Raw genomic sequence first — 26,410 nt, forward strand, 5'->3', positions numbered from 1 at the left:
AAATTCAGCCAAGCAGGCGGGTAATGTCGTTGAAAAAAGCGATTGCCATCATCAGCATCATGAGGGCAAGCCCGAAGCGCAAACCGATGTTTTGGATGCGTTCGCCCAAAGGTTTGCCGCGTATCCATTCGGCAGTATAAAACACGAGGTGGCCGCCGTCCAAAACGGGAACCGGTAACAGGTTCAGCACGCCGAGGCTGATGCTGACCAGTGCCAAAAATTCCAAATAACTTTGCAAGCCGAGTTCGGCGGACTGTCCGGCAATATCGGCAATGGTCAGCGGCCCGGAAATATGGCTGGCGGAAGCATTGCCGCTGATGAGTTTGCCGAAAAACTTGACGGTTGTCCACGAGTAGGAAACGGTTTTTTCCCAACCCATACCGAATGCGCGGACAACAGACGGACGGTAGTCGCGGCGGATTTGCCTATCCCATGCTTTGTCGGACTGGGGGAACAACCCGACTCGGCCGATCAGGGTTTTGTCGGATCGTTCGACAGTATCGGGGCGGATGTCGGCGGTACGAGCCTGCCCGTCGCGTTCGTAGGTTAAGGCAATTTTCCTGCCTGGGCTTTGGCGGGTAAGGTTTGCCCATTCTTGCCATGAGGTAATGGGTTTGCCGTCGGCGGCAGTCAGCTTGTCGCCTGTTTTCAAGCCTGCTTTGTCGGCGGGGCTGCCTTTTTCTACTCCGCCGATAACGGTACTGATTTTAAATGGCATCAGACCGATGTAGCCTTGGTTTTTCGCAATTTTACCTGCTTCTTCCGTGCCTGCGGCGTCGATGGTGCGGACGGTTTGCGTACCTGATGCCGTCTGAACGGCGACGGCGACTTTGCCTGCCTCAAGGTTGAGGGCGATTTCGGTTTGCGCGCTGCCCCAATCTTCAACGGGTGTGCTGTTAACGGATTGTATCCTGTCGCCGCTTTGGAAGCCGGCACGGGCGGCAATGGTGTCCGGTTCGACTGTGCCGACATAGGGGCGGATTTCGGTTACGCCGAAGGAAAAACTCAAGCCGTAAAGTAAAACCGCCAGCGCGAGATTGGTCAGCGGACCTGCGGCGACGATGGCGATGCGTTTGGCGGGATGCTGTTTGTCGAAGGCGTAAGGCAGGTCAGCCTGCGCCACTTCGCCCTCGCGCGTATCGACCATTTTGACATAGCCGCCCAAGGGGATGGGCGCCAAACACCATTCGGTATCGCCGCGCTTTTTGCTGAAAAACGGTTTGCCGAAGCCGACGGAAAAACGCAGCACTTTTACGCCGCACAATCTGGCGACGATGTAGTGTCCGAATTCGTGCAGGCTGACCAAAATCAGGATGGCGAAAATAAAAGCTAGAAGGGTTTGCAAAAGAATCTCTCTGGTTGGGTATGGGTTGACGTTGCCGATGTTTCAGACGGCATATGAGGGCAAGGGTTGTCTGAAAAGCATTCGCAATGTATGGAAAATATCATTGGCGTTATTTTGCCGATTATAAAGCCAGTCTGCCGTTTTGTCCGCCACACATGACGGATGGGCGGGTTTTCAGACGACCTGTCATTTTTTACCGTTGCGGCACGGTTTATCCCAATGCGGCGATAAATTCCTGCGCCTGCCTGCGGGTAACGGCGTCTTGCGCCAGCAGGTTTTCGATATTGCCGAGGCCGTCTGAAAAGTCTTGTGAAAGACAATGGGCGACGGTTTTGGCAATGTCGGTAAACTTAATCTGTCCGTCCAAAAAGGCGGCAACGGCGGCTTCGTTGGCGGCGTTCAATACGCAGGGCGCGGCTCCGCCTGCGTTCATGGCTTCATAGGCGAGCTTCAGGCAGGGGAAGCGGTCAAAGTCGGGCTTTTGGAAGGTCAGTGCGGACAATGCGTCGAAATCAAGGTCGCCGACACCCGAATCGATGCGCTCGGGCAAGCCCAAACAATACGCGATGGGCGTACGCATATCGGGATTGCCCAGTTGCGCCAACACGGAGCCGTCGCGGTAGCGCACCATGCTGTGTATCACGGATTGCGGATGGATGACGACTTCGAGCTTGTCAGGCGGACAGTTGAACAGCCAATGCGCTTCAATTAGCTCCAAACCTTTGTTCATCATGGTGGCGGAATCGACGGAGATTTTGCGCCCCATGCTCCAATTGGGGTGTTTGACCGCTTGTGTGGGCGTAATGCTGTCGAACGTGCCTAAATCGGTCGTTAAAAACGGGCCGCCGGAAGCGGTCAGGATAATCGAACGGATGCCGTGTTCGTTTAGACGGCCTGTGTAATCGCGCGGCAAAACTTGGAAAATGGCGTTGTGTTCGCTGTCGACGGGCAACACTGCCGCGCCGTTTGCACGGGCGGTTTCCATAAACAACGCGCCGGAAACCACCAACGTCTCTTTGTTCGCCAGATAAATGGTTTTGCCTTTTTGCGCCGCTGCAAGCGCGGAAGGCAGCCCTGCCGCCCCGACGATGGCGCACATGACACCGCTGACTTCGTCGGCAGACGCAACGTCAACCAATGCCTGCGCGCCGTGTAAAACCTGCGTCGCCGTGCCGTCGCGTTTTAACAGGGCTTCGAGCCGGGCGGCGTGTTCCGCATTGGCAACGACGGCATATTCGGGGCGGAACGTTTGACATTGAGCCGCCAGTTTCTCAACCTGCTTATGCCCCGCCAACGCGAACACGCGGAATTTTTCGGGGTGGCGGGAGACAACGTCCAGCGTGCTTTCGCCTATGCTGCCGGTACTGCCTAATATGGTCAGGACTTGTGGTGTCATAATGAGGATAACTTTATACCGGATGCCGTCTGAAGCGTTTTCAGACGGCATAGAATCAATTTAAAACCGACATCATCGCCGCATAGACGCTGATAACGGCAATCAGGCTGTCGGTGCGGTCGAACACGCCGCCGTGTCCGGGCAGCAGGTTGCTGCTGTCTTTGATGCCCGCCGCACGTTTGAGCCAGCTTTCTAAAAGGTCACCGCATATGCTGACAACGGTCAGCACCAAACCGATTAACACGGTATCGAACCAGCCTGTATCGAATGCCAGCCAGCCGGCACTTCGTACAGCAGTCATGTACACTGCCACGCAAACCACGCCGCCGATTGCGCCTTCCCAGCTCTTGCCGGGGCTGATTGCCGGTGCGATTTTGTGTTTGCCGAACGCCTTGCCGCTGAAATACGCGCAAATGTCGGCAACCCAGACCAGACCCATGACGGCGAGCAGCGACAGGGCATCATCGGGATGCGGGCGCAAGGATACGAGCGCGAACCAAAACGGCATGACCAGAAGCCAGCCGACGGCATAAACCTGCCAACCGCCGTTGAGCCTCCATTTGAATCTCAACCATAAAGGCATGATGGCGAGCCAAAATGTCAAAACAACATACCAAACCAAATTAGGCAGCATCCAGCCGCCTGCATAGGCAACCACACCGAAAACCAAGGTTGCGGCGAGGTAATGGTTGGTTTTGATTTTGCACAAGCCGCCCATACGGGCATATTCCCACAAGGCAATCATGGCAATCAGTCCGCAAAATGCAGCCCACAACCATTGCGGCGCGTAAAACAGCATGCCCAGCATCAGCGGCAGCAGCCACATAGCGGTTATTACCCGTTGTTTCAGCATATTCAGTTCCTTTGCTGTTCGATAGGCAGTTGCTCGGAGGTGCGTCCGAACCGCCGTTCGCGTTTTTGGAACGAAGCGACGGCGGCATCCAAGGCGGTTTCGTCGAAATCGGGCCATAGGATGTCGGTGAAATACAGTTCTGCATACGCCATCTGCCAGAGCAGGAAATTGCTGATGCGCGTTTCTCCGCCCGTGCGGATAAACAAATCCGGTTCCGGAGCATCGCCCAGCATCAAGTGTTTGGCCAGCGTGTCTTCCGTAATCTCGGATACGCCTTCGGCAATCAGTTTGTTTGCCGCCTGCAAAATATCCCAACGTCCGCCGTAATCGGCGGCAATGCTCAGGGTCAGGCCGGTATTGTTTGCCGTCAAGGCTTCCGCCTCTTCGATGCCTTGCAAAATCTGCCGATTAAAGCGTTCGCGGCTGCCCAGTATTTTCAGGCGCATATTGTTTTCGTGCAGACGGCGTACCTGTTTTTGCAAAGCCTGTAAAAACAGCCCCATCAGGAACGAAACTTCGTCTTCGGGGCGGCGCCAGTTTTCGGTTGAAAAGGCAAACACGGTCAGATATTGCACACCTAGTTTGGCGCAATGCTTCACCATATTTTCCAATGCGTCCAAACCGCGTTTGTGTCCCATTATGCGCGGGAGGAAACGTTTTTTCGCCCAACGGCCGTTGCCGTCCATAATCACGGCGATATGCTTGGGAATGGCGGTGTGTTCTAAAACGGCCTGCGTGCTGCTTTTCATGTCTGCCTTTCGCGGTTCGGCGTTCAAATGCCGTCTGAACGCCGAACCGTGCAGGTTAAATTGCCATCAAATCTTCTTCTTTGGCAGTCAGGAGTTTGTCGGCTTCGGTAATGTATTTGTCGGTCAGTTTTTGAACCGCTTCTTCGCCGCGACGTGCCTCGTCTTCGGAAATTTCTTTGTCTTTGAGGAGTTTTTTGATGTGGTCGTTGGCATCGCGGCGCACGTTGCGGATAGAGACGCGGCCTTCTTCCGCTTCGCCGCGTACGACTTTAATCAGATCTTTGCGGCGTTCCTCGGTCAGCATGGGCATCGGCACGCGGATCAGGTCGCCGACGGATGCAGGGTTCAGCCCCAAGTTTGAATCGCGGATGGCTTTCTCGACTTTGGCCGCCATATTGCCCTCAAACGGTTTCACGCCGATGGTGCGCGCGTCCAGAAGCGTTACGTTGGCAACCTGGCTGACGGGGACCATGCTGCCCCAGTATTCGACTTCCACTTGGTCGAGCAGGCCGGTATGCGCGCGGCCGGTACGCACTTTCGCCAGATTTTCTTTCAGTACTTCGACCGAACGCTGCATCTTGCCTTCGGCTGTTTTTTGAATATCGTTGATCATATTGTTCTTTCGGTAAGATAAGGTAAGCGGGTAGCCGTCTGAAACGCGCTTCAAACCTTTCAGACGGCATGAAAACTGTTAACTGCGAATAGTACCGTTATTCGGGCATGACGACAAGGTAGGCGGATTGGGGATGCCGTCTGAAGCGGCAGGCGTTTCAGACGGCATCGTGTTTGACCGTCAACCGTGTTCCCGTGTTTCAAGCAGGCTTTGGCGCAGGTGTTGGCGTTCGTGGGCATCTAGCCATTTGCGGCGGGTGCGTTGCAGCAGGATGACGAGGGCGGAAATTTCCTGACGCATATTGGTGCTGAGCCAGAGGAAGCCCTGCCATTGGTAGTGGAGGTGTTCGGCGAGGGCTTCCAGTTCGGGGTTGATGTCGGTGTCGATGCGGATGCGGCGGGCGTGTCTGCCGTTGATAAGGGCGACGGTTTGTTGCAGGTCGGTTTGGAGCAGTGTGAAGTGGCGGTCGAGCAGCCGGATTTCGCTACCGTTGAGTTTGGGAGATTGCAACTTGGCGGCGGTGGTCAGGAGCAGCTCGGTGGTGTTGACGATTTTACGGTGGGCGTGCTGCATGGCTTCCATCATGGCGGGGCTGATGCGGCTTTCGCCCGATGTGGCGGCGAGGTGGCTGCGGCTTTTGACCATGCGTGCGTTGATTTGGCGCATTTTCGCCATGTTCTCCTCGAGGCGTTCGCGGGTCATGCGCCTGCCGTTGCTGATTTCGGCAATCATTTTGCTGCAGTCGGTCAGGTTGTCGGCAAGCATGAAACGCCACATCAGTGTGGATTTCAGCGGCAGGAGTTTGGCGGCGGCGATGGCGATGACCGCGCCGATGAGGACGTTCATGGCGCGCATGAGTCCGCTGTCGAGCCATTCGTTGCCGTTGTCGCCGATGAGCATGCACATGGTCAGTCCGGCCAGCATGGGGACGTAACCGTTTTTGCCGACCGCCGCCCAACCGGCCAGTGCGCTTGCCGTACCGATGGTAAGGTAGAAGAGGAGGTTGTCGTGGAAATAATGCTGGTTAAGCCATAAGACGCTCAAACCCGCACCCAGGCCGATAACTGTGCCGAGCATGCGTTCCACCGCCTTGGAGTAAATCGCGCCTTGGAACTGGAGCATGCCGAGGACGACGAAGACGGTCATGCCTATCCATTCGCCGTGTTGGAGGTGGAACAGCCGGGCGGAGGCGGTGGCGAACAGGACGGCTCCGCCGAGCCGGACAGAGTGGATGAGGCGGCGGTAGCGGTAGCGTTCGTAGGAGTTGAGCCAGCGGCTGGAAAGGCGGTTGCGTTGCGAGGTGTTCATATCGGTTGCCGTCTGAAGCGGAAATGTGAAAAAGCACAGGCTTCCCGGGGAAGGGAGGGTCTGTGCTTGGTATTGGTGCCGGAGAAGGGAATCGAACCCCCGACCTTCGCGTTACGAATGCGCTGCTCTACCGACTGAGCTACACCGGCTTTTTTCGTTATGATATATATGAACTGTTGTTTCTGCAACTTTTCGGGCGGCTGCCTGGGTTTTGCACGGTATAATGCGGTTTGCTTCGTGAGGAGGGTCGGTGATGTATGTGAACGAGAAATATCCCTATGCGGCTTTGTTTGCGGGGTTGGTGTTTTTGACGCTGCCGTTCGCACTGTCGGTGCATGATGCCTTGGCATTTGTGTTCGGACGGACGGGGCTGCTGGTGTCGGTGTCGGACGGCAGATTTGGCTGGCGTGGCGGTTGGGACGGCGTGGTGTGGTTTGTGTATGGCGTGTTTGCGTTTTTGAACCTGGTCGTGTCGGCGGGCCTGACGAAGCTGGCGTATAAGAAGATGATGCGGCGGCATTCCCGTTACGCGCTGTTTCTGTCGGGCGTGGCGGCTTGCGCGGCAGCAGCGGTGGCTTGGATTTTCGAGCTGTTGTTGGGCAGTGCCGCCTTGGGCGGGCTGCGAGGGGAGGCGGTGTTGGAATATGCGTTTGCCGTGTGGCTGGTGGCGATGCTGACGCTGCCCAAACGCTTGACGCGTGCGCCGGTGCAGCCGGTGGTGTTTCACAGGAAAAAATAGGTTGGAACGGGAAATGCCGTCTGAAACGCCGATACGCGGTTTCAGACGGCATGTTTTTCCGTTAACATTACGCCTGAACATGGACAGGATAGGGATATGGAACGCAAAGAACGCCTGCAATCGGGCATCGCCGCATTGGGTTTGGATATTTCCGCAGCGGCACAGGACAGGCTTTTGGCCTATGTGGATTTGTTGAAAAAGTGGAACAAAACCTACAATCTGACCGCACTGCGCGACGAGGAAAAAATGATTGTCCATCATCTTTTGGACAGCTTGACGCTGCTGCCCCATATCGAGGGTGTGCAAACGATGCTGGATGTCGGTTCGGGCGGCGGCCAGCCCGGCATTCCGGCGGCGGTATGCCGTCCGGATGTGCAGATAACCCTTTTGGATGCGAATACGAAGAAAACGGCTTTTTTACAGCAGGCGGTTATCGAGTTGGGATTGGACAATGTGCGCGTGGTATCCGGACGCGTGGAGGCGGTTTCGGACGTACGTGCCGACGTGATTACCAGCCGTGCGTTTGCAGAACTGGCGGATTTTGTGTCTTGGACGGGGCATCTGTTGAAAGACGGCGGATACTGGGCGGCGATGAAGGGCGTATATCCGCAGGAAGAAATCGGCCGCCTGCCCGCCGGTGTTTTTGTAGAAAAAGTGGTGAAGGCCGATGTGCCGGATTTGGACGCGGAACGCCATATCGCCATCATTCGTAAACGCTAACCGCACGTCGGTCGGCATGAATACCTTTTTGGTGCGGATAACGGTAAAATTCCGCATAGTTTTTCTTTTTTCAATTTATTTAGACGGGATATGGGTCGGTACATGAGTGCGAACATCCTTGCCATCGCCAATCAGAAGGGCGGTGTGGGTAAAACGACGACGACGGTCAATTTGGCGGCTTCGCTGGCATCGCGCGGCAAACGTGTGTTGGTGGTCGATTTGGATCCGCAGGGTAATGCGACGACGGGCAGCGGTATCGACAAGGCAAGTTTGGAGTCCGGTGTTTATCAGGTCGTACTGGGCGATGCGGACGTGCAGTCGGCGACGGTACGCAGCAAAGAGGGCGGATACGCTGTGTTGGGTGCGAACCGCGCGCTTGCCGGTGCGGAAATCGAGTTGGTACAGGAAATTGCCCGGGAAGTGCGTTTGAAAAACGCGCTCAAGGCAGTGGCGGAAGATTACGACTTTATCCTGATAGACTGTCCGCCTTCGCTGACGCTGTTGACGCTTAACGGGCTGGTGGCGGCAGGCGGCGTGATTGTGCCGATGTTGTGCGAATATTACGCGCTTGAGGGGATTTCCGATTTGATTGCGACCGTGCGCAAAATCCGTCAGGCGGTCAATCCCGATTTGGACATCACGGGCATCGTGCGTACGATGTACGACAGCCGCAGCAGGCTGGTTGCCGAAGTCAGCGAACAGTTGCGCAGCCATTTCGGGGATTTGCTTTTTGAAACCGTCATCCCGCGCAATATCCGCCTTGCGGAAGCGCCGAGCCACGGTATGCCGGTTATGGCTTATGATGCGCAGGCAAAGGGTACCAAGGCGTATCTTGCCTTGGCGGACGAGCTGATGGCGAGGGTGTCGGAAAAATAGGTAAATCCAAATCAGGATATCCGTGCCGTTATTTTTGTCCGTACCCGAATACCAGTGCCTTGATGTTTTTTAGCGGGGTGCATTAATATAAAAAATGCCGTCTGAAGGCTTCAGACGGCATTTTTGTGCCGGTTTAAAACAGCGTCTGTTGCGCGAGCAGGTTTCTGACAGGGGCGAAGTCTCGGCGGTGTTCGGGCAGCACGCCGTATTTTTCGAGGGCTTCTAAATGCTGCTTCGTGCCGTAACCTTTGTGTTTGTCGAAACCGTATTGGGGATGGCGTTGCGCCAGTGCATACATTTCTGCATCGCGTGCGGTCTTTGCCAAAACGGATGCGGCGGATATTTCGATGATTTTGCTGTCGCCTTTGACGACTGCTTCGGCAGGGATGCCTAAATGTTCTGGAATGCGGTTGCCGTCGATGAATATTTTTTCGGGACGCACAGCCAAACCGTCAACGGCGCGTTTCATCGCGAGCATCGTGGCGTGCAGGATGTTGAGGCTGGCGATTTCTTCGGGCGTGGCGGCGGCGACGTGCCACGCGGCCGCCTGATCTTTAATCATTTCGGCAAGCGTGTCGCGTTTTTTCTCGCTGAGTTTTTTGGAGTCGGTTAGTCCGGGCAGGTCGAATGTTTCGGGAAGGATGACGGCGGCGGCAAATACGCTGCCGACTAAAGGTCCGCGTCCTGCCTCGTCCACGCCGGCGGTCAGTATGTGCATGATGTTTCCTGTCGGGATGGTACGATGCCGTCTGAAAAGGGTTTCAGACGGCATCGTACCGATGTGTTTATCTCGCGTCTTTAAACCCGCGCTTCAAATGCACCATCAGCAATGCGACGGCGGCAGGCGTTACGCCGGAAATGCGGCTTGCCTGCCCCACGGTTTCGGGTTTGTGCTGGTTGAGCTTTTGCTGCACTTCGGCGGATAAGCCTTTTACTTTGCTGTAATCAATATCCTTGGGCAGTTTTAAGGTTTCGATGTCGCGGCGGCTGTCGATTTCTTCGTTTTGGCGGTCGATATAGCCTTGGTATTTGACTTGGATTTCGACTTGTTCGATAACTTCGGCGGAGAGGTTTTCAGACGGCATCGCGCCTTCGAGCGTCATCAGTGCGGCGTAGTCGAGGTTCGGGCGGCGCAGGAGGTCGTGCAAGTTGGCTTCGCGGCTGAGTTTTTGTCCGAACACGCGGATTTGTTCGTCTTCGGCGAGTTTTTGCGGCGTGTACCATGTTGTTTTCAAACGTTGGATTTCGCGTTCGATGGCTTCGCGTTTTTCGTTAAACATGCGCCATTGCTCTTCACCCACCAAGCCGATTTTGTAGCCGTCTTCGGTCAGGCGCATGTCAGCGTTGTCTTCCCTGAGTTGCAGGCGGTATTCGGCGCGGCTGGTGAACATTCTGTAAGGCTCGTTCACGCCTTTGGTAATGAGGTCGTCCACCAATACGCCGAGGTAGGCTTGTTCGCGGCGCAGTAGGAGCGGGTCTTGTTCGCGGACGTATTGCACGGCGTTCGCACCTGCGAGCAGGCCTTGCGCGGCAGCTTCTTCGTAGCCGGTGGTGCCGTTGATTTGTCCGGCGAAGAAGAGGCCTTGGATGGTCTTGGTTTCGAGGCTGGCTTTGAGGTTGCGCGGGTCGAAGTAGTCGTATTCGATGGCGTAGCCAGGGCGCAAGATATGGGCGTTTTCAAGGCCTTTCATGCTGCGTACGAGGGCGATTTGAATGTCGAACGGCAGGCTGGTGGAGATACCGTTTGGATAGTATTCATGCGTGGTCAGACCTTCGGGTTCGAGGAAAATCTGATGGCTGTCTTTGTCGGCGAAGCGGTTGATTTTGTCTTCGATAGACGGACAATAACGCGGACCCACACCTTCGATTTTGCCAGTAAACATGGGGCTGCGGTCGAAGCCCGAGCGGATAATGTCGTGGGTTTGCAGGTTGGTGTGCGTAATCCAGCAGGACACTTGGCGCGGGTGCATTTCGGCGCTGCCGCGTACGGACATTACGGGAACGGGCGTGTCACCGGGCTGTTCGGTCAGTTGGGAGAAGTCAATCGTGCGTCCGTCAATACGCGGCGGCGTGCCGGTTTTCAGACGGCCTTGAGGCAGGTTCAATTCACGCAAACGGCCGCCCAAGGATTTGGCGGCGGGATCGCCGGCGCGGCCGCCTTCGTAGTTTTCCAAACCGATATGGATTTTGCCGGACAAAAACGTGCCGGCGGTCAATACGACGGAGCGTGCTTTAAACTCCACGCCCATCGCGGTAACCACGCCGCTGATGCGTTCGCCGTCGAGCGTGACGTCTTCGACGGCTTGTTGGAAAAGGTCGAGGTTTTCTTGGTTTTCCAACATCTCACGGATGGCGGCTTTATATAGGATACGGTCTGCCTGCGCGCGCGTGGCTCGCACTGCCGCGCCTTTGCTGGCGTTCAAGCGGCGGAACTGGATGCCTGATTTGTCGGTGGCCAATGCCATCGCGCCGCCGAGCGCATCGAGTTCGCGCACGAGATGTCCTTTGCCGATGCCGCCGATGGAGGGGTTGCACGACATTTGTCCGAGTGTTTCGATGTTGTGTGTGAGCAAAAGCGTCTGCGCGCCCATGCGTGCGGCGGCAAGCGCGGCTTCCGTGCCTGCGTGGCCGCCGCCGACGACGATAACGTCGTAGGTTTTGGGGTAAATCATGTGGGTCATGTGTGTATTGCCTGACGGTGTTTCAGACGGCATTTATAGTGGTTTAACAAAAAACAGTACAGCGTTGCCTCGCCTTGTCCTGATTTTTGTTAAACCACTATATTCAATATGCCGTCTGAAAAACGAAATGGATTCAAAAGTAAAGGTTTGGGATTGTACGCTTTTTCGCTTTGTTTTTACAGTGCGCGCGGGAAGAGAAAAGCCGCTTCGTGCAGAAGCGGCCCGTGTATGTTCAGGATTTACCAAACGTCGGATTTGATGCGGCGTTTCAGACCCGGATGTTCGGAAAGTTTGAATTCGGGGTCTTTGCCCATTTTCAGTTTGGCTGTGTAATCGCGCAGCAGCATGAATGCCAAGGGCGAGAGCAACAGGATGGCGATGAGGTTAATCCATGCCATGATGCCCATTGCCATGTCTGCCATATCCCATACCAAGGGTACGTTGGCAACCGCGCCGAAGTAGACCCATGCCAAAACCAGCATACGGAAAACGGCGGTAACCAGCCAATGGCTCTTGATGAATTGGACGTTGGACTCGGCATAGGCATAGTTGCCGATAACGGTTGAAAAGGCAAACATAAACAGGATGACGGCAAGGAAGCCTGCGCCCCATTGCCCCACTTGGCTGACGATTGCCGCCTGGGTCAGCGCCGCACCGCTCAGGTCGCCGTAAGGCTGTTGATAGGTCAAGACGATAAAGGCGGTGCATGAGCAGACGATGATGGTATCGACGAAAACGCCCAACATTTGAATCATGCCCTGGGAGACGGGATGTTTCACTTCGGCAGCGGCGGCGGCATTCGGTGCGGAACCCATACCCGCCTCATTGGAATACAGGCCGCGTTTGATACCCTGCATCATGGTGGTTGAAATCAGGCCGCCGAGGAAACCGCCTGCAGCCGAATCGAAGTTGAACGCGTTGGAGAAAATCTGACCGAACACGTCAGGAATCAGGGAAATATTGGTAGCAATGATGAAGAGTGCTATGACGAGGTATAAAACCGCCATCAGCGGAACGATGATTTCCGCGGCTTTGGATACGCGGCGGATACCGCCGAAGATAATCGGGGCGGTCAGAATGACCAGAGCGACGCCGACATAGTGTTGGTCCCAGCCCCATGCCGCTTTGGTGGTATCGGCGATGGTATTGGTCTGTACGGCTTCAAATACAAAGCCGAAACAGAAAATCAGGCTCAAGGCGAACAAAACGCCCAGCCATTTTTGTCCCAGGCCTTGCGTGATGTAGTAGGCAGGGCCGCCGCGGAAGTGGTGGTTGTCGTAGTCCCGGACTTTAAAGAGTTGGGCCAGCGAAGATTCGACAAACGCCGAACTCATGCCGATTAAGGCGGTTACCCACATCCAGAACACCGCACCCGGCCCGCCGAGTTTGATGGCAATTGCCACACCGGCGATGTTGCCCACACCTACGCGGCTGGCAAGGCCGGTTACAAATGCTTGAAATGGGGTGATGCCGTGCGGATCATCACCTTGTTTGCGGCCGCCGATCATTTCTTTGATACTGCGCCCGAGCAGGCGGAATTGCACGAAACCTGTGGCAATGGTAAAGAAAATACCCGTACCCAAAAGCATATAAACCAAGTATGACCACATCGGGTCGTTGATGGTGCCGACCCAGCCGTGCAGCCATTCGGTGAAGTTTCCGTTCATCGTATGTTCCTCTAAAGTTGAAGTTGTCCGGGTGCGGCGGTGCATCCGAAGCGTATCCGTATTCCACAGACAGGTTAACAGGTTTTAAATTTTGTAAATGCTATTCTAGCAGATTGTCAACAAATTCAGAAAAATTTACATCGCCGTCCGTCAAGGCGTTAGAATCCTATTTTGTTTGGAGGGAGTAAGATGAAACTGCCTGTTTTTGCCGTAACCTCGGGCGAGCCTGCCGGTATCGGGCCCGATATCTGTCTGGATTTGGCGTTTGCACGCCTGCCTTGCCGCTGCGTGGTTTTGGGCGATAAAAACCTGTTGGGCGCACGTGCCGGGGCTCTGGGGAAAGATGTCGTCCTGCGCGACTTTGATCCGGAATCAGGCGGTATATCGGAAGACGGCATACTCGAAGTGCTGCATATTCCGACTGCAGAACCGGTCGAGGCCGGGAGGCTCAATCCCGCCAATGCCGCTTATGTGCTGCAACTTTTAGACACTGCGCTCACAGGCATTTCAGACGGCATCTTCGACGGCATCGTCACTGCACCTTTACACAAAGGCATCATCAACGATGCACATGCCTGTACGGGATTTTTCAGCGGACATACCGAGTATCTGGCGGAAAAAAGCGGTACGGAGCAGGTTGTGATGATGCTTGCCGGCAAAGGTCTGCGTGTCGCCCTCGTAACGACCCATCTGCCGTTGAAAGATGTTGCCGCTGCCATTACGCGGCCGTTGATAGAGTCGGTTGTCCGCATCCTGCATCACGATTTAAAACACAAATTCGGCATCAAAAATCCCAAAATCCTTGTCGCCGGACTCAATCCCCACGCCGGCGAAGGCGGACACCTCGGACATGAAGAAATTGAAATCATCATTCCGACGCTGGAAAAACTACGCCTCGAAGGCATCAATGCAGCCGGCCCTTTCCCGGCAGATACGCTGTTTCAACCGTTTATGCTGGAGGGTGCGGATGCCGTACTGGCCATGTACCACGACCAAGGGCTGCCCGTGTTGAAATATCACAGTTTCGGACAGGGTACGAACATTACGCTGGGCCTCCCCTTTATCCGCACCTCCGTCGATCACGGTACGGCGCTTGACTTGGCGGCAACCGGCAGGGCGGATTCAGGCAGCCTGATAACTGCCGTGGAGACTGCTGTCGAAATGGCGGGGCGGAAGGTTTGAACGCAATCATAAAAAAGCCGTCTGAAATTGGTTCGGACGGCTTTTTTATCAAAATCTCATGATGGGTTGAGGCACATCTGCGGTTTTGCTTTTTCTTTGTAAGCCGCCTTTTCAGTACAGTCCGGCGGTTCGGATGATGCGGTGCAAATATGGTTTTAAAGACGGCAAAAGGGGTTCTGCAAAACAGAACCCCTTTTGCCGTCTTTTTTACCGTTACCGTATCAGTCTTTTCTGGTTTCAATCAGAATCATGTTTTCAGCGGGAACGGTTACCGGTTCAAGCGGCTTGGGCTGTTCGGAACGACGCATGCCGCGTTCGGTTTGAACTTCGGGTTGAGCCGCCCATGCCTTTAATGCGGCGGTATCGGTTTCAACCAGGATGAGCCCGTAGCTTTGTCCGGGTTCTTGCACCTGACTTGCGGCGGCAGTGGCGTTTTCAGACGGCATTTCCTGTGCTTCGGCTTTCGGTGCTACGCCTTCGGGAAGGATGGCTGCAACGGCCTGACGGATTTTTTCTGCCGCATCATAAACCAGTGCGTCGTTGTTTGAAACGGCGGGAGATGCTGTCGGAACGTCCCTTTCTGCAACCGGTTCGGCAATGCTGACGGTAATCGGAGCATTTGCATCGTTTTCCCCGAAAACATGGGCGACAGCGGAACGGACTTTGTCGGCGGTATCGCGGATATTCAGGTATTGTTCGATTTTAGAGGCAGAGGGGATGTTGCGTTTCTTACCGTTTTGCCGGCGGTCGCGCTGATTGTTGCGTTCGCGGCGTTCTTTGCCTTCGCGTTTGCCGCGTTCTTGACGGCTGCGATCGGACTGCTGCCTGCTGCCTTTGCCTTCTGCCGCGACCGGTTCGGAGGGTACGTTTTGCTCTGTCTGTATGCCCGTTTCGACAGCAGCTGCAGTTTCGGCGGCAATTTGGTTGCGTTCGTTGCGGTTGCCGTTGCGGCGGCGTTTGCCGGACGGGACTTCGGTTTCAGACGGCATGGTATCCGCAACGGGGGCAGGAGCCTGATTGATGCGTTCTTGGATTTCCGCTTCATTGGCACGTTCGGCAGCACGGTTGTTGCGGCCGTTGCGGCGTCTGCCGTCGTTGTTGTGCGTCTCGGCTTTTGCGTTACGGGCCGGCTGTTCGTCGTCTTTGCCGGCAACTTCGCGGACTTCTACCTTGCTGCCTTCGCGTTTACTGCGGCGCGGTGTTTGACGGCGGCTGTTGTTACGGTTTGCGGCGGTGCGTTTTCCGGAGGTTTCTGCAACGGGCTGGGCTTCGGTTGTGCTGCTGCCGAAAATGTGTTTCAGCCATGCTTTGAAGCTGTCCCACCAGGAATTTTGTTTTTTCTCGGCAACCATCGGTGCGGGCTGTGTATGGCGCACGCCTTTGACGGCGGGTTCGGGACGGGCGGCTTTGGCTTTTTCGCTGCCGAAAGGTTTGGCGGATTCGTCTTCTTCCGGCTCGGCAACGCGTTTGTAGCTCGGCTCGCCGTCTTCTTCTACGTCATCGATACGGATGCGGTTGATTTCGTAGTGCGGATTTTCCAAGTGGATGTTTGGAATCAGGACGACGTTCACATCCAAGCGCTCTTCCATTGCAAACAGTTCGGCGCGTTTTTCGTTCAACAGGAAGGTGGCAACATCGACAGGCACTTGCGCGCGTACTTCGCCGGTGTTGTCTTTCATTGCTTCTTCTTGAATGATGCGCAAAACGTGCAGGGCGGTGGATTCGATGCCGCGGATGACGCCGGTGCCGGCACAGCGCGGACACGCAACATGGCTGCTTTCGCCCAAAGCCGGTTTCAAACGTTGGCGGCTCAATTCCAAAAGGCCGAAGCGGGACAGTTTGCCCATTTGCACGCGTGCGCGGTCTTTTTTGAGCGCGTCGCGCAGGACGTTCTCAACATCGCGCTGGTGTTTCGGATTTTCCATGTCGATGAAGTCGATAACGACCAAACCGCCCAAGTCGCGCAGGCGCATTTGGCGCGCGACTTCTTCGGCGGCTTCCATATTGGTTTTGAACGCGGTGTCTTCAATGTCAGAGCCGCGTGTGGCACGTGCAGAGTTAACGTCGATGGAAACGAGGGCTTCGGTATGGTCGATGACGATCGCGCCGCCGGAAGGCAGGCTGACGCTGCGCGAAAACGCACTTTCGATTTGATGTTCGATTTGGAAGCGGGAAAACAGCGGCGTGTGGTCTTCGTAGAGTTTCAGACGGCCTATATTGCCCGGCATGACGTAGCTCATGAACTCGGCAACTTGGTCGTAAACTTCTTGATTGTCCACCAAAATCTCGCCGATGTCGGGGCGGAAATAGTCGCGGATGGCTCGGATCAGCAGTGAGCTTTCCATAAAGAGCAGGTAGGGGTCATGATGTGCTTTTCCTGCTTCCTCGATGGCCTGCCAGAGTTGTTTGAGGTAGTTCAAGTCCCATTCCAACTCTTCCGCACTGCGGCCGATGCCGGCGGTACGGGCGATGATGCTCATGCCGTTCGGAATGTCGAGTTCCGCCATAGCGGCTTTCAACTCTTGACGCTCTTCACCTTCGATACGGCGGGATACGCCGCCGCCGCGCGGGTTGTTCGGCATCAATACCAGATAGCGTCCGGCGAGGCTGATGAAGGTGGTCAGCGCCGCGCCTTTGTTGCCGCGCTCGTCTTTTTCGACTTGGACGATGACTTCCATGCCTTCTTTGAGCACGTCTTGGATGCGCGCGCGTCCGCCTTCGTAGTCTTGGAAGTATGAGCGGGAGACTTCTTTAAACGGCAAGAAGCCGTGGCGGTCGGTTCCGTAATCCACGAAACACGCTTCCAGCGACGGCTCGATGCGGGTAATGATGCCTTTGTAGATATTGCCTTTGCGCTGTTCTTTGCCCAGCGTTTCGATGTCCAAGTCCAAAAGGTTTTGGCCATCGACGATGGCAACGCGCAGCTCTTCGGCCTGCGTTGCGTTGAATAACATTCTTTTCATGATCACCTCGTGGGCAGGCGGCGTTCAGACGGCACATGCCCGGTTCGGCACTCCGGAATGCTGGGTTTTCCGATGTTCTCGGATGGAACCGGTAATCAGTTTTTGAGTTGAAAATCCGCAGGGATGCACGTTCCGAGGAACCGTGTGCGGAAGGGTCGGATAAAGAAGGCAATAAAGATCGATGCGGCGGTCTGTCTGCCGCGTTCCGAGCGGTATGGTCGGAAAAATGGGAGGCCGGCTTCTTCTTGTTATCGTTATGCCTGTGTTTTCGGGCGGTTTGCGTTTGGGGCTCGGGCCCGGCTGCCGTCTTACTTCCGCTCCGAAACGGCAAAATCAATTCAAACTTGACTACGTTCTGCGCCTGCCGGCTTGGAACAGGCGCAGGGAAAATGCTTTGCGGAGTGCTTTTTTAATATAAAATCCGATTTTAACAGTAAACCGTTTCAGGGCGCGTCGGGCGCGCTTTTTGCTGAAACGGACGTTCGGATTATAGATGAAAACGCACGAAATAAGCAAAGATTCGGTCAGCTTGATAGGGGTTGCCGAACATGAGGCGGGTCAACGCCTTGATAACTATCTGATAAAAATCCTCAAGGGTGTTCCCAAGAGCCATATCCACCGCATTATCCGCGCCGGCGAGGTGCGGTTGAACAAGAAACGCTGCAAACCCGACAGCCGTATTGCGGAGGGAGATACGGTGCGGATTCCGCCTGTGCGCGTGGCGGAGAAGGAAATGCCGTCTGAAAGGCGTGCCGCCGTACCGGCGCGTGCGTTTGAGGTGGTGTATGAGGACGACGCGCTGTTGGTGGTCAATAAGCCTTCCGGCGTGGCGGTACACGGCGGCAGCGGCGTGAGTTTCGGCGTTATCGAACAGTTGCGCCGCGCCCGTCCGGAGGCGAAGTATTTGGAGTTGGTCCACCGTTTGGACAAGGATACGAGCGGCTTGTTGATGGTGGCGAAGAAACGCAGCGCGCTCGTCAAACTTCACGAAGCCATCCGTAACGACCACCCCAAAAAAATCTACCTTGCGCTGGGGGTGGGCAAACTGCCGGACGACAATTTCCATGTCAAACTGCCCTTGTTCAAATATACCGGCGCACAAGGCGAAAAGATGGTACGCGTCAGCGAGGACGGGCAGGCTGCGCATACGGTGTTCCGTGTGTTAAGCCGTTTTTCAGACGGCATTTTGCACGGTGTCGGGCTGTCGCACCTGACTTTGGTGCGGGCAACGCTGAAAACGGGTCGTACGCACCAAATCCGCGTGCATCTGCAATCTCAAGGCTGTCCGATTGCGGGCGACGAACGCTACGGCGATTATCAGGCGAACCGTCGTTTGCAGAAGTTGGGTTTGAAGCGGATGTTTTTGCACGCGTCCGAGCTGCACTTGAACCATCCGCTCACGGGTGAGCCGCTGGTGTTGAAGGCGGAGCTGCCGCCGGACTTGGCGCAGTTTGCGGTGATGTTGGAAAACGGGACGAAAATGTGAACCCCGATGCCGTCTGAAGCCTTCAGACGGCATCGGGACGTGAAAGTATGTGGGGACAGACGAATATGGTTGATAAAAAAAGCCCTTTGATTGCCGTCAGTGTCGGCGAAGCGTCGGGCGACCTGTTGGGGGCGCACCTGATACGCGCCATCCGAAAGCGTTGCCCGCAGGCGCGGTTTACCGGCATCGGCGGGGAACTGATGAAGGCGGAAGGTTTCGAGAGCCTTTATGATCAGGAGCGGCTGGCGGTGCGCGGTTTTGCCGAGGTGGTAAAACGCCTGCCGGAAATTTTACGGATACGCAGGGGGCTGGTACGGGATTTGCTGGCTTTGCAGCCCGATGTGTTTGTCGGCATCGATGCGCCCGATTTCAATCTGGGTGTGGCGGAAAAACTGAAACGGGCGGGCATTCCGACCGTGCATTATGTCAGTCCGTCGGTTTGGGCGTGGCGGCGGGAACGCGTGGGCAAAATCGTGTATCAGGTCAACCGCGTGCTGTGCCTGTTCCCGATGGAGCCGCAGCTTTATCTTGATGCGGGCGGACGTGCGGAGTTTGTCGGTCATCCGATGGCGCAGCTTATGCCCTTGGAAGACGACCGTGAAACGGCGCGGCAAACTTTGGGCGTGGATGCCGGCATCCCCGTATTCGCCCTGCTGCCCGGCAGCCGCGTCAGCGAAATCGATTATATGGCGCCGGTGTTTTTTCAGACGGCATTATTGTTGTTGGAACGCTATCCCGCCGCACGCTTCCTGCTGCCTGCCGCAACGGAGGCGACAAAGCGGCGTTTGGCGGAAGTTTTGCAGCGGCCGGAGTTTGCCGGATTACCGTTGACGGTAACCGACAGACAGTCTGAAACGGTGTGCAGGGCGGCGGATGCGGTGCTGGTAACGAGCGGTACGGCAACTTTGGAGGTGGCGCTGTGCAAGCGTCCGATGGTCATCAGCTACAAGATTTCGCCGTTGACCTATGCTTATGTGAAACGCAAAATCAAAGTGTCGCATGTCGGCTTGCCGAATATCCTGTTGGGTAAGGAGGCCGTGCCGGAGCTGCTTCAACATGATGCCGTACCGGAAAAACTGGCGGCGGCGTTGGCGGACTGGTACGAACACCCCGATAAGGTTGCCGCGCTGCAACAGGATTTCAGGGCGTTGCACCTGCTGTTGAAAAAAGATACGGCGGATTTGGCCGCGCGCGCGGTTTTGGAAGAGGCGGGATGTTGAGCGGTTAATGGATTATCTTCCTGAAGCAGCACGTATTACAAAGTGCTTCGCTTTCGTTCCATTGTTCATTGGGGTAGAGTTTAGGGGAGATGATGTTTAAGGGTGGAGTGATGGGCACATTTTAAGTTAGGGTTGGTGTTGGTTAAAACAAAAAATGGTTTCAGCCTGAAATGAAATATTTCACGTTAAAACATAGTTTTAGCACATGAGACTGAACTGCGCGGGCAACGAGTTGCTCACCCTACCATGTAACAGTTCGCATTAATTGCACAGGCTACGCTTGCTGTGAATTAATTATCTTCCATTTGCTTCTTAATTTCTTCAAACCATGCATCTTCAACATCTTGCGGTAAAGCAAGTAATTCAGATTCAGATGACAAGATTAAATTATATTGATAATTTGCTGATAAGCTATTCTTTTTTATATCATAAATCATTTTAATTTCAGTTGGCATAGGTTGGTTAGATTTCTGACAAATAGAATTTAGTTTTTCTAAATCTTCCATAAGTATGTCTAATACTTGAATTTGATGGTCAAGATTGACTTCTGGAATTTCTTGATTAACAAGATGTCGTTGTACAAGTTTTCCTTTAACAGAGAAAAAACATCCAGCACCACTAACACGAGGTTCAAAAGCTGCATAAATGTAAATTTTATCAGCCTTACCTTGAACATATTCCAAACAAATAGAAACCATATCTGCTTGTAATTCACTAAAATAATCTTCAAAAATCATAAAAAATCCTTGTTTCATAAATTATTAATATTAATTCTAGTTGGTTTACCATCAATCCAATAATATCCAACAAATCGTGTAGGGCGTCTTGTACCTGCTGCATATTCAATTTGCATTTGGATTTTAACATTTTTCCCTGATTTAATTGCTTCCGCCCATTTATTCTCCAAAACTTTATACGCACTTAAGTTTACATCTTTGTGCTGTGACACTAAATTATCTAAATTGGGCGAACCTCCAAATCTATCTCCAATTAAATGTCCTGCATGGTCTTGCCCCTTGACTTTATCAGGAGTTTTTGAATTATGCTTTAATCTATCTCTCTGTGTTAATTGCAAAAAAGGGGGAGAAATTGTGATTAATGGCACAGCAACCAATAAATATTTAAGAGGAATTCCAAATGAAACAGAACTGGCCCGAATGGGATTAAGGTTAAAATATAATGGGCCGTTAAAGGAAGAGTTTAAACAACTGAAATTTCATCTGAGCAATGGAGGCGACTTGAGATCAAGGATTTATAAAACCATTGTTTTTGAAAAGGTAAAATAATATGACAACTTATACTATTCCAAGAAAAGATTATCAATTTCTATATATATATGAGGGCACTCTATTAAACTATACTTTGAAAAATAATGAATTTCATATCATCGTTAATTGTGTGGATTATCCAGATTTACCTCAAGAAATCCCTATGCCTAATTATTCAGACTGGGTAAAAATTAAATTCAAGCAGTTCAGCTATTTGAAATTTGTCTATGGATACGCCACAAAGAACCGAGATAAAGATATCGATAATACATTGGAGCTTGGCGAGTTAAAGCAAGATGATGAAATCTGGGATTATGGAGGTACGCTGGAATTGATAGGCGGTGGGTATGATCTTCTGACTGCTTTTAGGATAGATATAGTTTGCCAGGAAATAGAGTTAGAATTTTTAGATCAGGAGAGTTTTAATTAAACAAGCCGTAGCTTGTCATGCTGCGCAAGCAACTTTATTGATATGCCGACACGGAGCCTGTCGGCAAAATGCCGTCTGAACAATATCTTTTCAGACGGCATTTTGTATGGGGGTTAACGGTTGTTCAGCCCGAGTACATCCTGCATATCGTACAAACCCGTTTTGCCGTTGACCCAAACTGCGGCGCGGACGGCACCGGCGGCAAAGGTCATGCGGCTGCTGGCCTTGTGGGTGATTTCCACGCGCTCGCCGTCGGTGGCGAAGAGGGCGGTGTGGTCGCCGACGATGTCGCCTGCGCGGACGGTGGCAAAGCCGATGGTGGACGGATCGCGCGGACCGGTGTGGCCTTCGCGGCTGTAAACGGCGCATTGTTTGAGGTCGCGGCCGAGCGCGCCAGCGATGACTTCGCCCATGCGTAACGCGGTGCCGCTGGGGGCATCGACTTTGTGGCGGTGGTGGCCTTCGATGATTTCGATGTCGTAGCCTTCGTTTAATACGCGTGCGACGGTGTCGAGGATGTGGAAGGTGAGGTTGACGCCGACGCTGAAGTTGGCGGCGAAAACGATGCCTGTTTTTTCGCCTGCGGCTTGGATGGCGGCTTTGCCCGCATCGTCGAAGCCTGTTGTGCCGATGATGATGTTGACTTGTTTTTCAACGCATTTTTGCAGGTGTTTGAGGGTCGGCTCGGGGCGGGTAAAGTCGATGAGTACGTCGCTTTGTGCGAGAACGGCGTCAACGTCGTCTGAAATGGCGATGCCGGTTTTGAGTCCGACGGCGTAGCCTGCGTCCAGCCCGAGGGCTTCTGAGCCCGAGTGTTCGAGCGCGCCGGAAAGGACGGTGTCGGGATGGTTGTTGACGGCTTCAACCAATACGCGCCCCATGCGGCCGTTGACGCCGGCGATGGCGATTTTGAGCGGTGTCATGTGTGTTCCTTATTGTTTGTCTGCGTTTTGTTTCGCGCGGAGGGCTTCGGCGGCATTTTGGAGGGCGTCGCCTTCGGCGCGGACGAGCACGCCGTTTTCAAAATAGACGGTCAGATTGCTGCGTTCTTTGATGATGCCGTTGCGGGAGGTGTTGAAGGTATAGTCCCAGCGGTCGGTATGGAATGCGTTGTGCAACATGGGGCTGCCGAGCAGTAGCAGGACTTGGTCTTTGGTCATGCCGGCGCGGAGGGAGGCGACGGCGCGGGGTTCGAGTTCGTTGCCCTGTATGATTTTGAGTTTGTACGAGGGGAACAGTGAAACGCGTTCGACGCTGCACGCGGTCAGGCTGAACAGGGCGGAAAGGACGAGTATGAGGGTTTTGTTCACGGGAGAACCTTTCTGTGCAAATCGGGATGTCTAATGTAGCACTGCTTGAATATTTTATAAAAGCGAACGATAATCATACGCTTAAGCGGTATTTCACCCTGTCTGTGTCCGACTGCCCGTCCGCCGTTGCGGTTTTGCTATTGCAAACTGCTATGGTGTGATAGTGGGCAAGCAGGCTGAAATTGCGTATTATAGCGTCTATTATTTTACAGGGATATTGAATATTATGGAAAAATTCAGCAACATTGCGCAACTGAAAGACAGTGGACTGAAAGTTACCGGCCCGCGTTTGAAGATTTTGGATTTGTTCGAGACTCATGCGGAAGAGCATTTGAGTGCCGAGGATGTGTACCGTATTTTGTTGGAAGAGGGTGTGGAAATCGGTGTGGCAACGATTTACCGCGTGCTGACCCAGTTTGAGCAGGCGGGTATTCTGCAACGCCATCATTTTGAAACGGGCAAGGCGGTTTATGAGTTGGACAAGGGCGACCACCATGACCATATCGTCTGTGTGAAATGCGGCGAGGTAACGGAATTCCACAATCCCGAAATTGAAGCCCTGCAAGACAAAATCGCGGAAGAAAACGGCTACCGCATTGTCGATCACGCGCTGTATATGTACGGTGTGTGCAGCGGTTGCCAGACTAAGGGCAAACGTTAAATCCGGACGGTTTGTTTTTTCAGACGGCATTCGTCATTTCGAATGCCGTCTGTGTTTTATGGAGGACTGATATGGGTATTCCGTTGCTTGCGCCCGGAGATTATGCGTTCCCCGATCCTGCCCGTGCATTGTCGGAGTACGAAGGGCTGGTCGGTGTGAGCAGGGATTTGGATGCGGGGAGGCTGCTTGAGGCGTATCGGAACGGCGTGTTTCCGTGGTTTTCCCGGGACGGGTGGTTTTTTTGGTATGCGGTCGGGCCCCGTGCGGTGGTGTTTCCCGACAGGCTGCACGTTCCGCGCTCGCTGGCGAAAACGCTGCGCAACAGAGCATATAGGGTGACGGCAAACGGCTGTTTTGAACGCGTTGTGGCGCAGTGTGCGGACATGGTGAGACCCGGGCAGGATGGTACTTGGATTGCGCCTGAGTTTCAGACGGCATATTTGAAGCTGCACGAAATGGGACACGCGCATTCTTTCGAGTGCCATTATCCCGATGAAAACGGTAAAACGAGGTTGGCAGGAGGGTTTTACGGCGTTCAGATCGGCAGGGTGTTTTATGGCGAATCGATGTTCGCATTACAACCGGATGCGTCGAAAATCGCGTTTGCCTGCGCCGTGCCGTTTCTCGCGTCTTTGGGTGTGGAACTGATAGACTGCCAGCAGGATACGGGGCATATGCGCCGTTTCGGATCGGAATTGCTGCCGTTTGCGGATTTTGCCGCCCGGCTCCGAAGCCTGAATGCCGTACCTTTGAAAGAGGCGGTAGGCTGCTGCGAAGTGGCGTGCAACAGGTTGGGATAGCGGTTCTTGTGTGAAAATGCCGTCTGAAACTTGAAAACATCAGGTTTCAGACGGCATTTTGTTTGACGGGTTATTTGAGCGGGCGTACTTCGAGTCCGAACATGCGGCGTGCAGTGTTCAGCATTTGACAGCTGAATCCCCATTCGTTGTCATACCATGCGAAGACTTTGACCATGTTGCCGTCGACGACTTTGGTCAGCGTTGAGTCGAAGTGGCTGGCTTCGGTGGTGTGGTTGAAGTCCATGGAAACAAGCGGCAGGGTGTTGTAGCCCAAAACACCTTTGAGCTCGCCTTCTTCGGAGGCGGCTTTCAGCAGTGCGTTGATTTCTTCGGCTGTCGTGTCGCGTTCGGCCTGGAAGCTTAAATCGACCAGGGAAACGTTGACGGTCGGTACGCGGATGGCAAGCCCGTCGAGTTTGCCTTTCAATTCGGGCAGTACCAGTCCGACGGCTTTTGCCGCGCCGGTTTTGGTCGGAATCATGTTCTCTATGCCGCTGCGTGCCCGGCGGAGGTCTTTGTGGCGCACGTCGGTTACGGTCTGGTCGTTGGTCAGGGCATGGATGGTCGTCATCGCGCCTTTGACGATGCCGACGCTTGCGCTCAATACTTTGGCGACGGGGGCGAGGCAGTTGGTGGTGCAGGAGGCGTTGGAAACGACGGTCATGTCGTCGGTCAGGACGCCGTCGTTTACGCCGTAAACAACGGTCGCATCGATATCATCGCCGCCCGGTGCGGAAATGAGGACTTTTTTCGCGCCGCTTTCCAGATGTATTTTGGCTTTTTCTTTGCTGGTAAACGCGCCGGTACATTCCATGACCAAATCTACGCCGAGTTCTTTCCACGGCAGTTCGGCAGGATTTCGGGTGGAGAAGTAGGGAATTTTGTCGCCGTTGATGATGAGGTGGCTGCCGTCATGGGATACGTCGGCGTCAAAGCGGCCGTGCACGGTATCGAATTTGGTGAGGTGGGCGTTGGTTTCAAGGCTGCCGCTGGCGTTGACGGCGACGATTTGGAGCTGGTCTTGGATTTTATAGTCGTAGATGGCGCGCAAAACTTGGCGGCCGATGCGTCCGTAGCCGTTGATGGCGACTTTGATGCCCATAGTATTGTCCTTTTGTGGGGTTGTGGTGAATTTTGGGGCAAATTATAGCAAATTCGTAGTAGTGTGTAATTAATATTTTATTGAAAACGGGTTGTGCCGCCGTAAGGACGGGAAGGTGTGGGCGGTACGGATGCAGGGAGGCAAAGGTTAACGAAATGCCGTCTGAAATGAGTTCGGACGGCATGGAGGACCATTATGGCGCGGTATTTTGTGCGGCTTCCTGTTTGGCTTTGTATTGTTTGAGGTATTCCAAGGCGGCCGCTTTTTCGTTGTCGCTGCCGTATTTCATATCGCGTTGCGCCCGGCGCAGTTCTGCACGTTCGCGTGCTTCGGCAATTTGTTTGGCCTGATAGTCTTTCTGGTTGTCGGCGGCAACGAGCCGGTCTTGCTGGTTTTGTGCCTTTGCCATGGCTTTGGCGATGAGGTCGGCAGGGTTAAATGCTGTTTTTCCCGGTGTGTCGGGGGTTTGCCGGCGGGTGTTGCGGACGGCTGCTTCCCGTTCGGCAAGCATGGCTTTGCGTTCGGCTGTTTCCCGCCGTTTGCGTTCGTTATGCCTGAGATAACGCGTGCGTGCGTGTTCGGCAGCGGCAAAACGGCTGTCGGCGGACAGGCTGAAACGGCGTGTGCGCGGCAGGAAGGTATCGGAAACGGGTTGCATGTGGATGCAGTCGACGGGGCAGGGGGCGATGCAGAGTCCGCAACCGGTACATTCGTCGGCGATGACGGTGTGCATGAATTTGCTCGCACCCATGATGGCATCGGTAGGGCAGGCACGGATGCAGGCAGTGCAGCCGATACAGGCGGATTCGTCTATCCATGCCAGTGCCTTGGGTTGTTTTTTTGACGGTTCGGCAATAGGTTTGCCGAGCAGGGCGGAAATGTCCCGAATGACGGCTTCTCCGCCCGGGGTGCAGAGGTTGTGCGCTTCGCCTTGCAGTATGGCTCCAGCATAGGGAAGGCAGCCTTCATAGCCGCATTCTCGGCATTGGGTTTGGGGAAGGAGGCGGTCGATGTCGTCGGCTGTGGTGGTCATGGTGTTAA

The 26,410-nt window shown here is 54.3% G+C and carries 25 protein-coding genes and 1 tRNA gene; 9 read left to right on the plus strand and 17 right to left on the minus strand.

All coding sequences use genetic code 11. The features are described 5' to 3' along the window. Positions 1–4: 4 nt before the first annotated feature. The 7 genes from rseP to BBW69_RS08490 form a co-directional block, all read right to left on the minus strand. The gene (gene rseP / locus BBW69_RS08460) at positions 5–1,345 is read right to left on the minus strand and encodes an RIP metalloprotease RseP (RefSeq protein ID WP_188211010.1); all 1,341 of its coding nucleotides are present in this window, start codon (positions 1,343–1,345) and stop codon (positions 5–7) included. Between the two features lie 211 nt (positions 1,346–1,556). Further along, positions 1,557–2,792 (minus strand): 1-deoxy-D-xylulose-5-phosphate reductoisomerase, encoded by a 1,236-nt coding sequence (gene ispC / locus BBW69_RS08465; protein ID WP_188211011.1) that lies wholly within the window; start codon positions 2,790–2,792, stop codon positions 1,557–1,559. 4 nt (positions 2,793–2,796) lie between these two features. Continuing rightward, on the minus strand, positions 2,797–3,594 hold the full coding sequence (locus BBW69_RS08470; RefSeq protein WP_188211012.1) for a phosphatidate cytidylyltransferase: 798 nt from the start codon (positions 3,592–3,594) through the stop codon (positions 2,797–2,799). Between the two features lie 2 nt (positions 3,595–3,596). Next, entirely contained in the window at positions 3,597–4,343 is a 747-nt protein-coding gene (locus tag BBW69_RS08475) for an isoprenyl transferase (protein WP_002247935.1), read from the minus strand. Positions 4,344–4,398: 55 nt separating this feature from the next. After that, a complete protein-coding gene (gene frr, locus BBW69_RS08480; protein ID WP_061450801.1) occupies positions 4,399–4,956 on the minus strand; it encodes a ribosome recycling factor in 558 nt (185 codons plus the stop codon). A gap of 180 nt (positions 4,957–5,136) precedes the next feature. Next, complete coding sequence (locus BBW69_RS08485) at positions 5,137–6,264, minus strand: FUSC family protein (RefSeq protein ID WP_188211013.1); 1,128 nt, start codon at positions 6,262–6,264, stop codon at positions 5,137–5,139. A 73-nt stretch (positions 6,265–6,337) separates the two neighbouring features. Then, positions 6,338–6,413 (minus strand) — tRNA-Thr (locus BBW69_RS08490). 104 nt (positions 6,414–6,517) lie between these two features. Here BBW69_RS08490 and BBW69_RS08495 point away from each other — a divergent pair. From BBW69_RS08495 to BBW69_RS08505, 3 genes are all read left to right on the plus strand, one after another. Next, entirely contained in the window at positions 6,518–7,003 is a 486-nt protein-coding gene (locus BBW69_RS08495) for a hypothetical protein (protein ID WP_188211014.1), read from the plus strand. Positions 7,004–7,099: 96 nt separating this feature from the next. Further along, positions 7,100–7,723, plus strand: coding sequence for a 16S rRNA (guanine(527)-N(7))-methyltransferase RsmG (gene rsmG / locus BBW69_RS08500; RefSeq protein ID WP_111727542.1), 624 nt, complete (start codon positions 7,100–7,102; stop codon positions 7,721–7,723). Positions 7,724–7,825: 102 nt separating this feature from the next. Beyond that, on the plus strand, positions 7,826–8,599 hold the full coding sequence (locus BBW69_RS08505) for a ParA family protein (protein ID WP_039854095.1): 774 nt from the start codon (positions 7,826–7,828) through the stop codon (positions 8,597–8,599). A gap of 133 nt (positions 8,600–8,732) precedes the next feature. Here BBW69_RS08505 and rnhB read toward each other — a convergent pair whose 3' ends face one another. The 3 genes from rnhB to BBW69_RS08520 form a co-directional block, all read right to left on the minus strand. Then, positions 8,733–9,317 (minus strand): ribonuclease HII, encoded by a 585-nt coding sequence (gene rnhB / locus BBW69_RS08510; RefSeq protein WP_188211048.1) that lies wholly within the window; start codon positions 9,315–9,317, stop codon positions 8,733–8,735. A gap of 67 nt (positions 9,318–9,384) precedes the next feature. Continuing rightward, on the minus strand, positions 9,385–11,280 hold the full coding sequence (gene mnmG / locus BBW69_RS08515; protein ID WP_188211049.1) for a tRNA uridine-5-carboxymethylaminomethyl(34) synthesis enzyme MnmG: 1,896 nt from the start codon (positions 11,278–11,280) through the stop codon (positions 9,385–9,387). Positions 11,281–11,519: 239 nt separating this feature from the next. Further along, complete coding sequence (locus tag BBW69_RS08520) at positions 11,520–12,947, minus strand: sodium:alanine symporter family protein (protein ID WP_108044345.1); 1,428 nt, start codon at positions 12,945–12,947, stop codon at positions 11,520–11,522. Positions 12,948–13,136: 189 nt separating this feature from the next. Here BBW69_RS08520 and pdxA point away from each other — a divergent pair, with 189 nt between their 5' ends. Then, the gene (pdxA, locus tag BBW69_RS08525) at positions 13,137–14,129 is read left to right on the plus strand and encodes a 4-hydroxythreonine-4-phosphate dehydrogenase PdxA (RefSeq protein ID WP_188211015.1); all 993 of its coding nucleotides are present in this window, start codon (positions 13,137–13,139) and stop codon (positions 14,127–14,129) included. 221 nt (positions 14,130–14,350) lie between these two features. Here pdxA and BBW69_RS08530 read toward each other — a convergent pair whose 3' ends face one another. Continuing rightward, the gene (locus tag BBW69_RS08530; RefSeq protein WP_188211016.1) at positions 14,351–17,092 is read right to left on the minus strand and encodes an Rne/Rng family ribonuclease; all 2,742 of its coding nucleotides are present in this window, start codon (positions 17,090–17,092) and stop codon (positions 14,351–14,353) included. 493 nt (positions 17,093–17,585) lie between these two features. On the opposite strand from BBW69_RS08530, the gene BBW69_RS08535 reads away from it, so the two are divergent. Both BBW69_RS08535 and lpxB read left to right on the plus strand, forming a co-directional pair. Further along, complete coding sequence (locus BBW69_RS08535; protein ID WP_188211017.1) at positions 17,586–18,578, plus strand: RluA family pseudouridine synthase; 993 nt, start codon at positions 17,586–17,588, stop codon at positions 18,576–18,578. A 47-nt stretch (positions 18,579–18,625) separates the two neighbouring features. Next, positions 18,626–19,798, plus strand: coding sequence for a lipid-A-disaccharide synthase (lpxB, locus tag BBW69_RS08540; RefSeq protein WP_188211018.1), 1,173 nt, complete (start codon positions 18,626–18,628; stop codon positions 19,796–19,798). A gap of 290 nt (positions 19,799–20,088) precedes the next feature. Here the strand turns inward: lpxB and BBW69_RS08545 are convergent, their stop codons facing one another. Beyond that, complete coding sequence (locus BBW69_RS08545) at positions 20,089–20,535, minus strand: hypothetical protein (protein WP_188211019.1); 447 nt, start codon at positions 20,533–20,535, stop codon at positions 20,089–20,091. Between the two features lie 14 nt (positions 20,536–20,549). Beyond that, a complete protein-coding gene (locus tag BBW69_RS08550; RefSeq protein WP_308019448.1) occupies positions 20,550–20,903 on the minus strand; it encodes a DNA/RNA non-specific endonuclease in 354 nt (117 codons plus the stop codon). Between the two features lie 182 nt (positions 20,904–21,085). Here BBW69_RS08550 and BBW69_RS08555 point away from each other — a divergent pair, with 182 nt between their 5' ends. Next, complete coding sequence (locus tag BBW69_RS08555) at positions 21,086–21,496, plus strand: hypothetical protein (protein WP_188211020.1); 411 nt, start codon at positions 21,086–21,088, stop codon at positions 21,494–21,496. Between the two features lie 113 nt (positions 21,497–21,609). Here the strand turns inward: BBW69_RS08555 and dapB are convergent, their stop codons facing one another. Beyond that, a complete protein-coding gene (gene dapB / locus BBW69_RS08560) occupies positions 21,610–22,419 on the minus strand; it encodes a 4-hydroxy-tetrahydrodipicolinate reductase (protein WP_188211021.1) in 810 nt (269 codons plus the stop codon). Between the two features lie 9 nt (positions 22,420–22,428). Beyond that, complete coding sequence (locus tag BBW69_RS08565) at positions 22,429–22,806, minus strand: outer membrane protein assembly factor BamE (protein ID WP_003675993.1); 378 nt, start codon at positions 22,804–22,806, stop codon at positions 22,429–22,431. Positions 22,807–22,963: 157 nt separating this feature from the next. Between BBW69_RS08565 and fur the strand changes: the two genes are divergently transcribed. After that, positions 22,964–23,467: a ferric iron uptake transcriptional regulator gene (fur, locus tag BBW69_RS08570; RefSeq protein WP_003675995.1), complete on the plus strand. Its 504-nt coding sequence runs from the start codon at positions 22,964–22,966 to the stop codon at positions 23,465–23,467. Between the two features lie 71 nt (positions 23,468–23,538). After that, positions 23,539–24,267 (plus strand): leucyl/phenylalanyl-tRNA--protein transferase, encoded by a 729-nt coding sequence (gene aat, locus BBW69_RS08575; RefSeq protein WP_188211022.1) that lies wholly within the window; start codon positions 23,539–23,541, stop codon positions 24,265–24,267. 70 nt (positions 24,268–24,337) lie between these two features. Here the strand turns inward: aat and gap are convergent, their stop codons facing one another. Both gap and BBW69_RS08585 read right to left on the minus strand, forming a co-directional pair. Further along, on the minus strand, positions 24,338–25,369 hold the full coding sequence (gap, locus tag BBW69_RS08580; protein WP_039854098.1) for a type I glyceraldehyde-3-phosphate dehydrogenase: 1,032 nt from the start codon (positions 25,367–25,369) through the stop codon (positions 24,338–24,340). Positions 25,370–25,562: 193 nt separating this feature from the next. Next, positions 25,563–26,402 carry an RnfABCDGE type electron transport complex subunit B gene (locus BBW69_RS08585; RefSeq protein ID WP_188211023.1) on the minus strand — a complete coding sequence of 280 codons (840 nt, stop codon included), beginning with the start codon at positions 26,400–26,402 and terminating at the stop codon, positions 25,563–25,565. Positions 26,403–26,410 lie beyond the last annotated feature (8 nt).

This window comes from Neisseria sp. RH3002v2f (assembly GCF_014596375.1).
In the GTDB taxonomy this organism is placed as follows: Bacteria; Pseudomonadota; Gammaproteobacteria; order Burkholderiales; family Neisseriaceae; genus Neisseria; species Neisseria cinerea.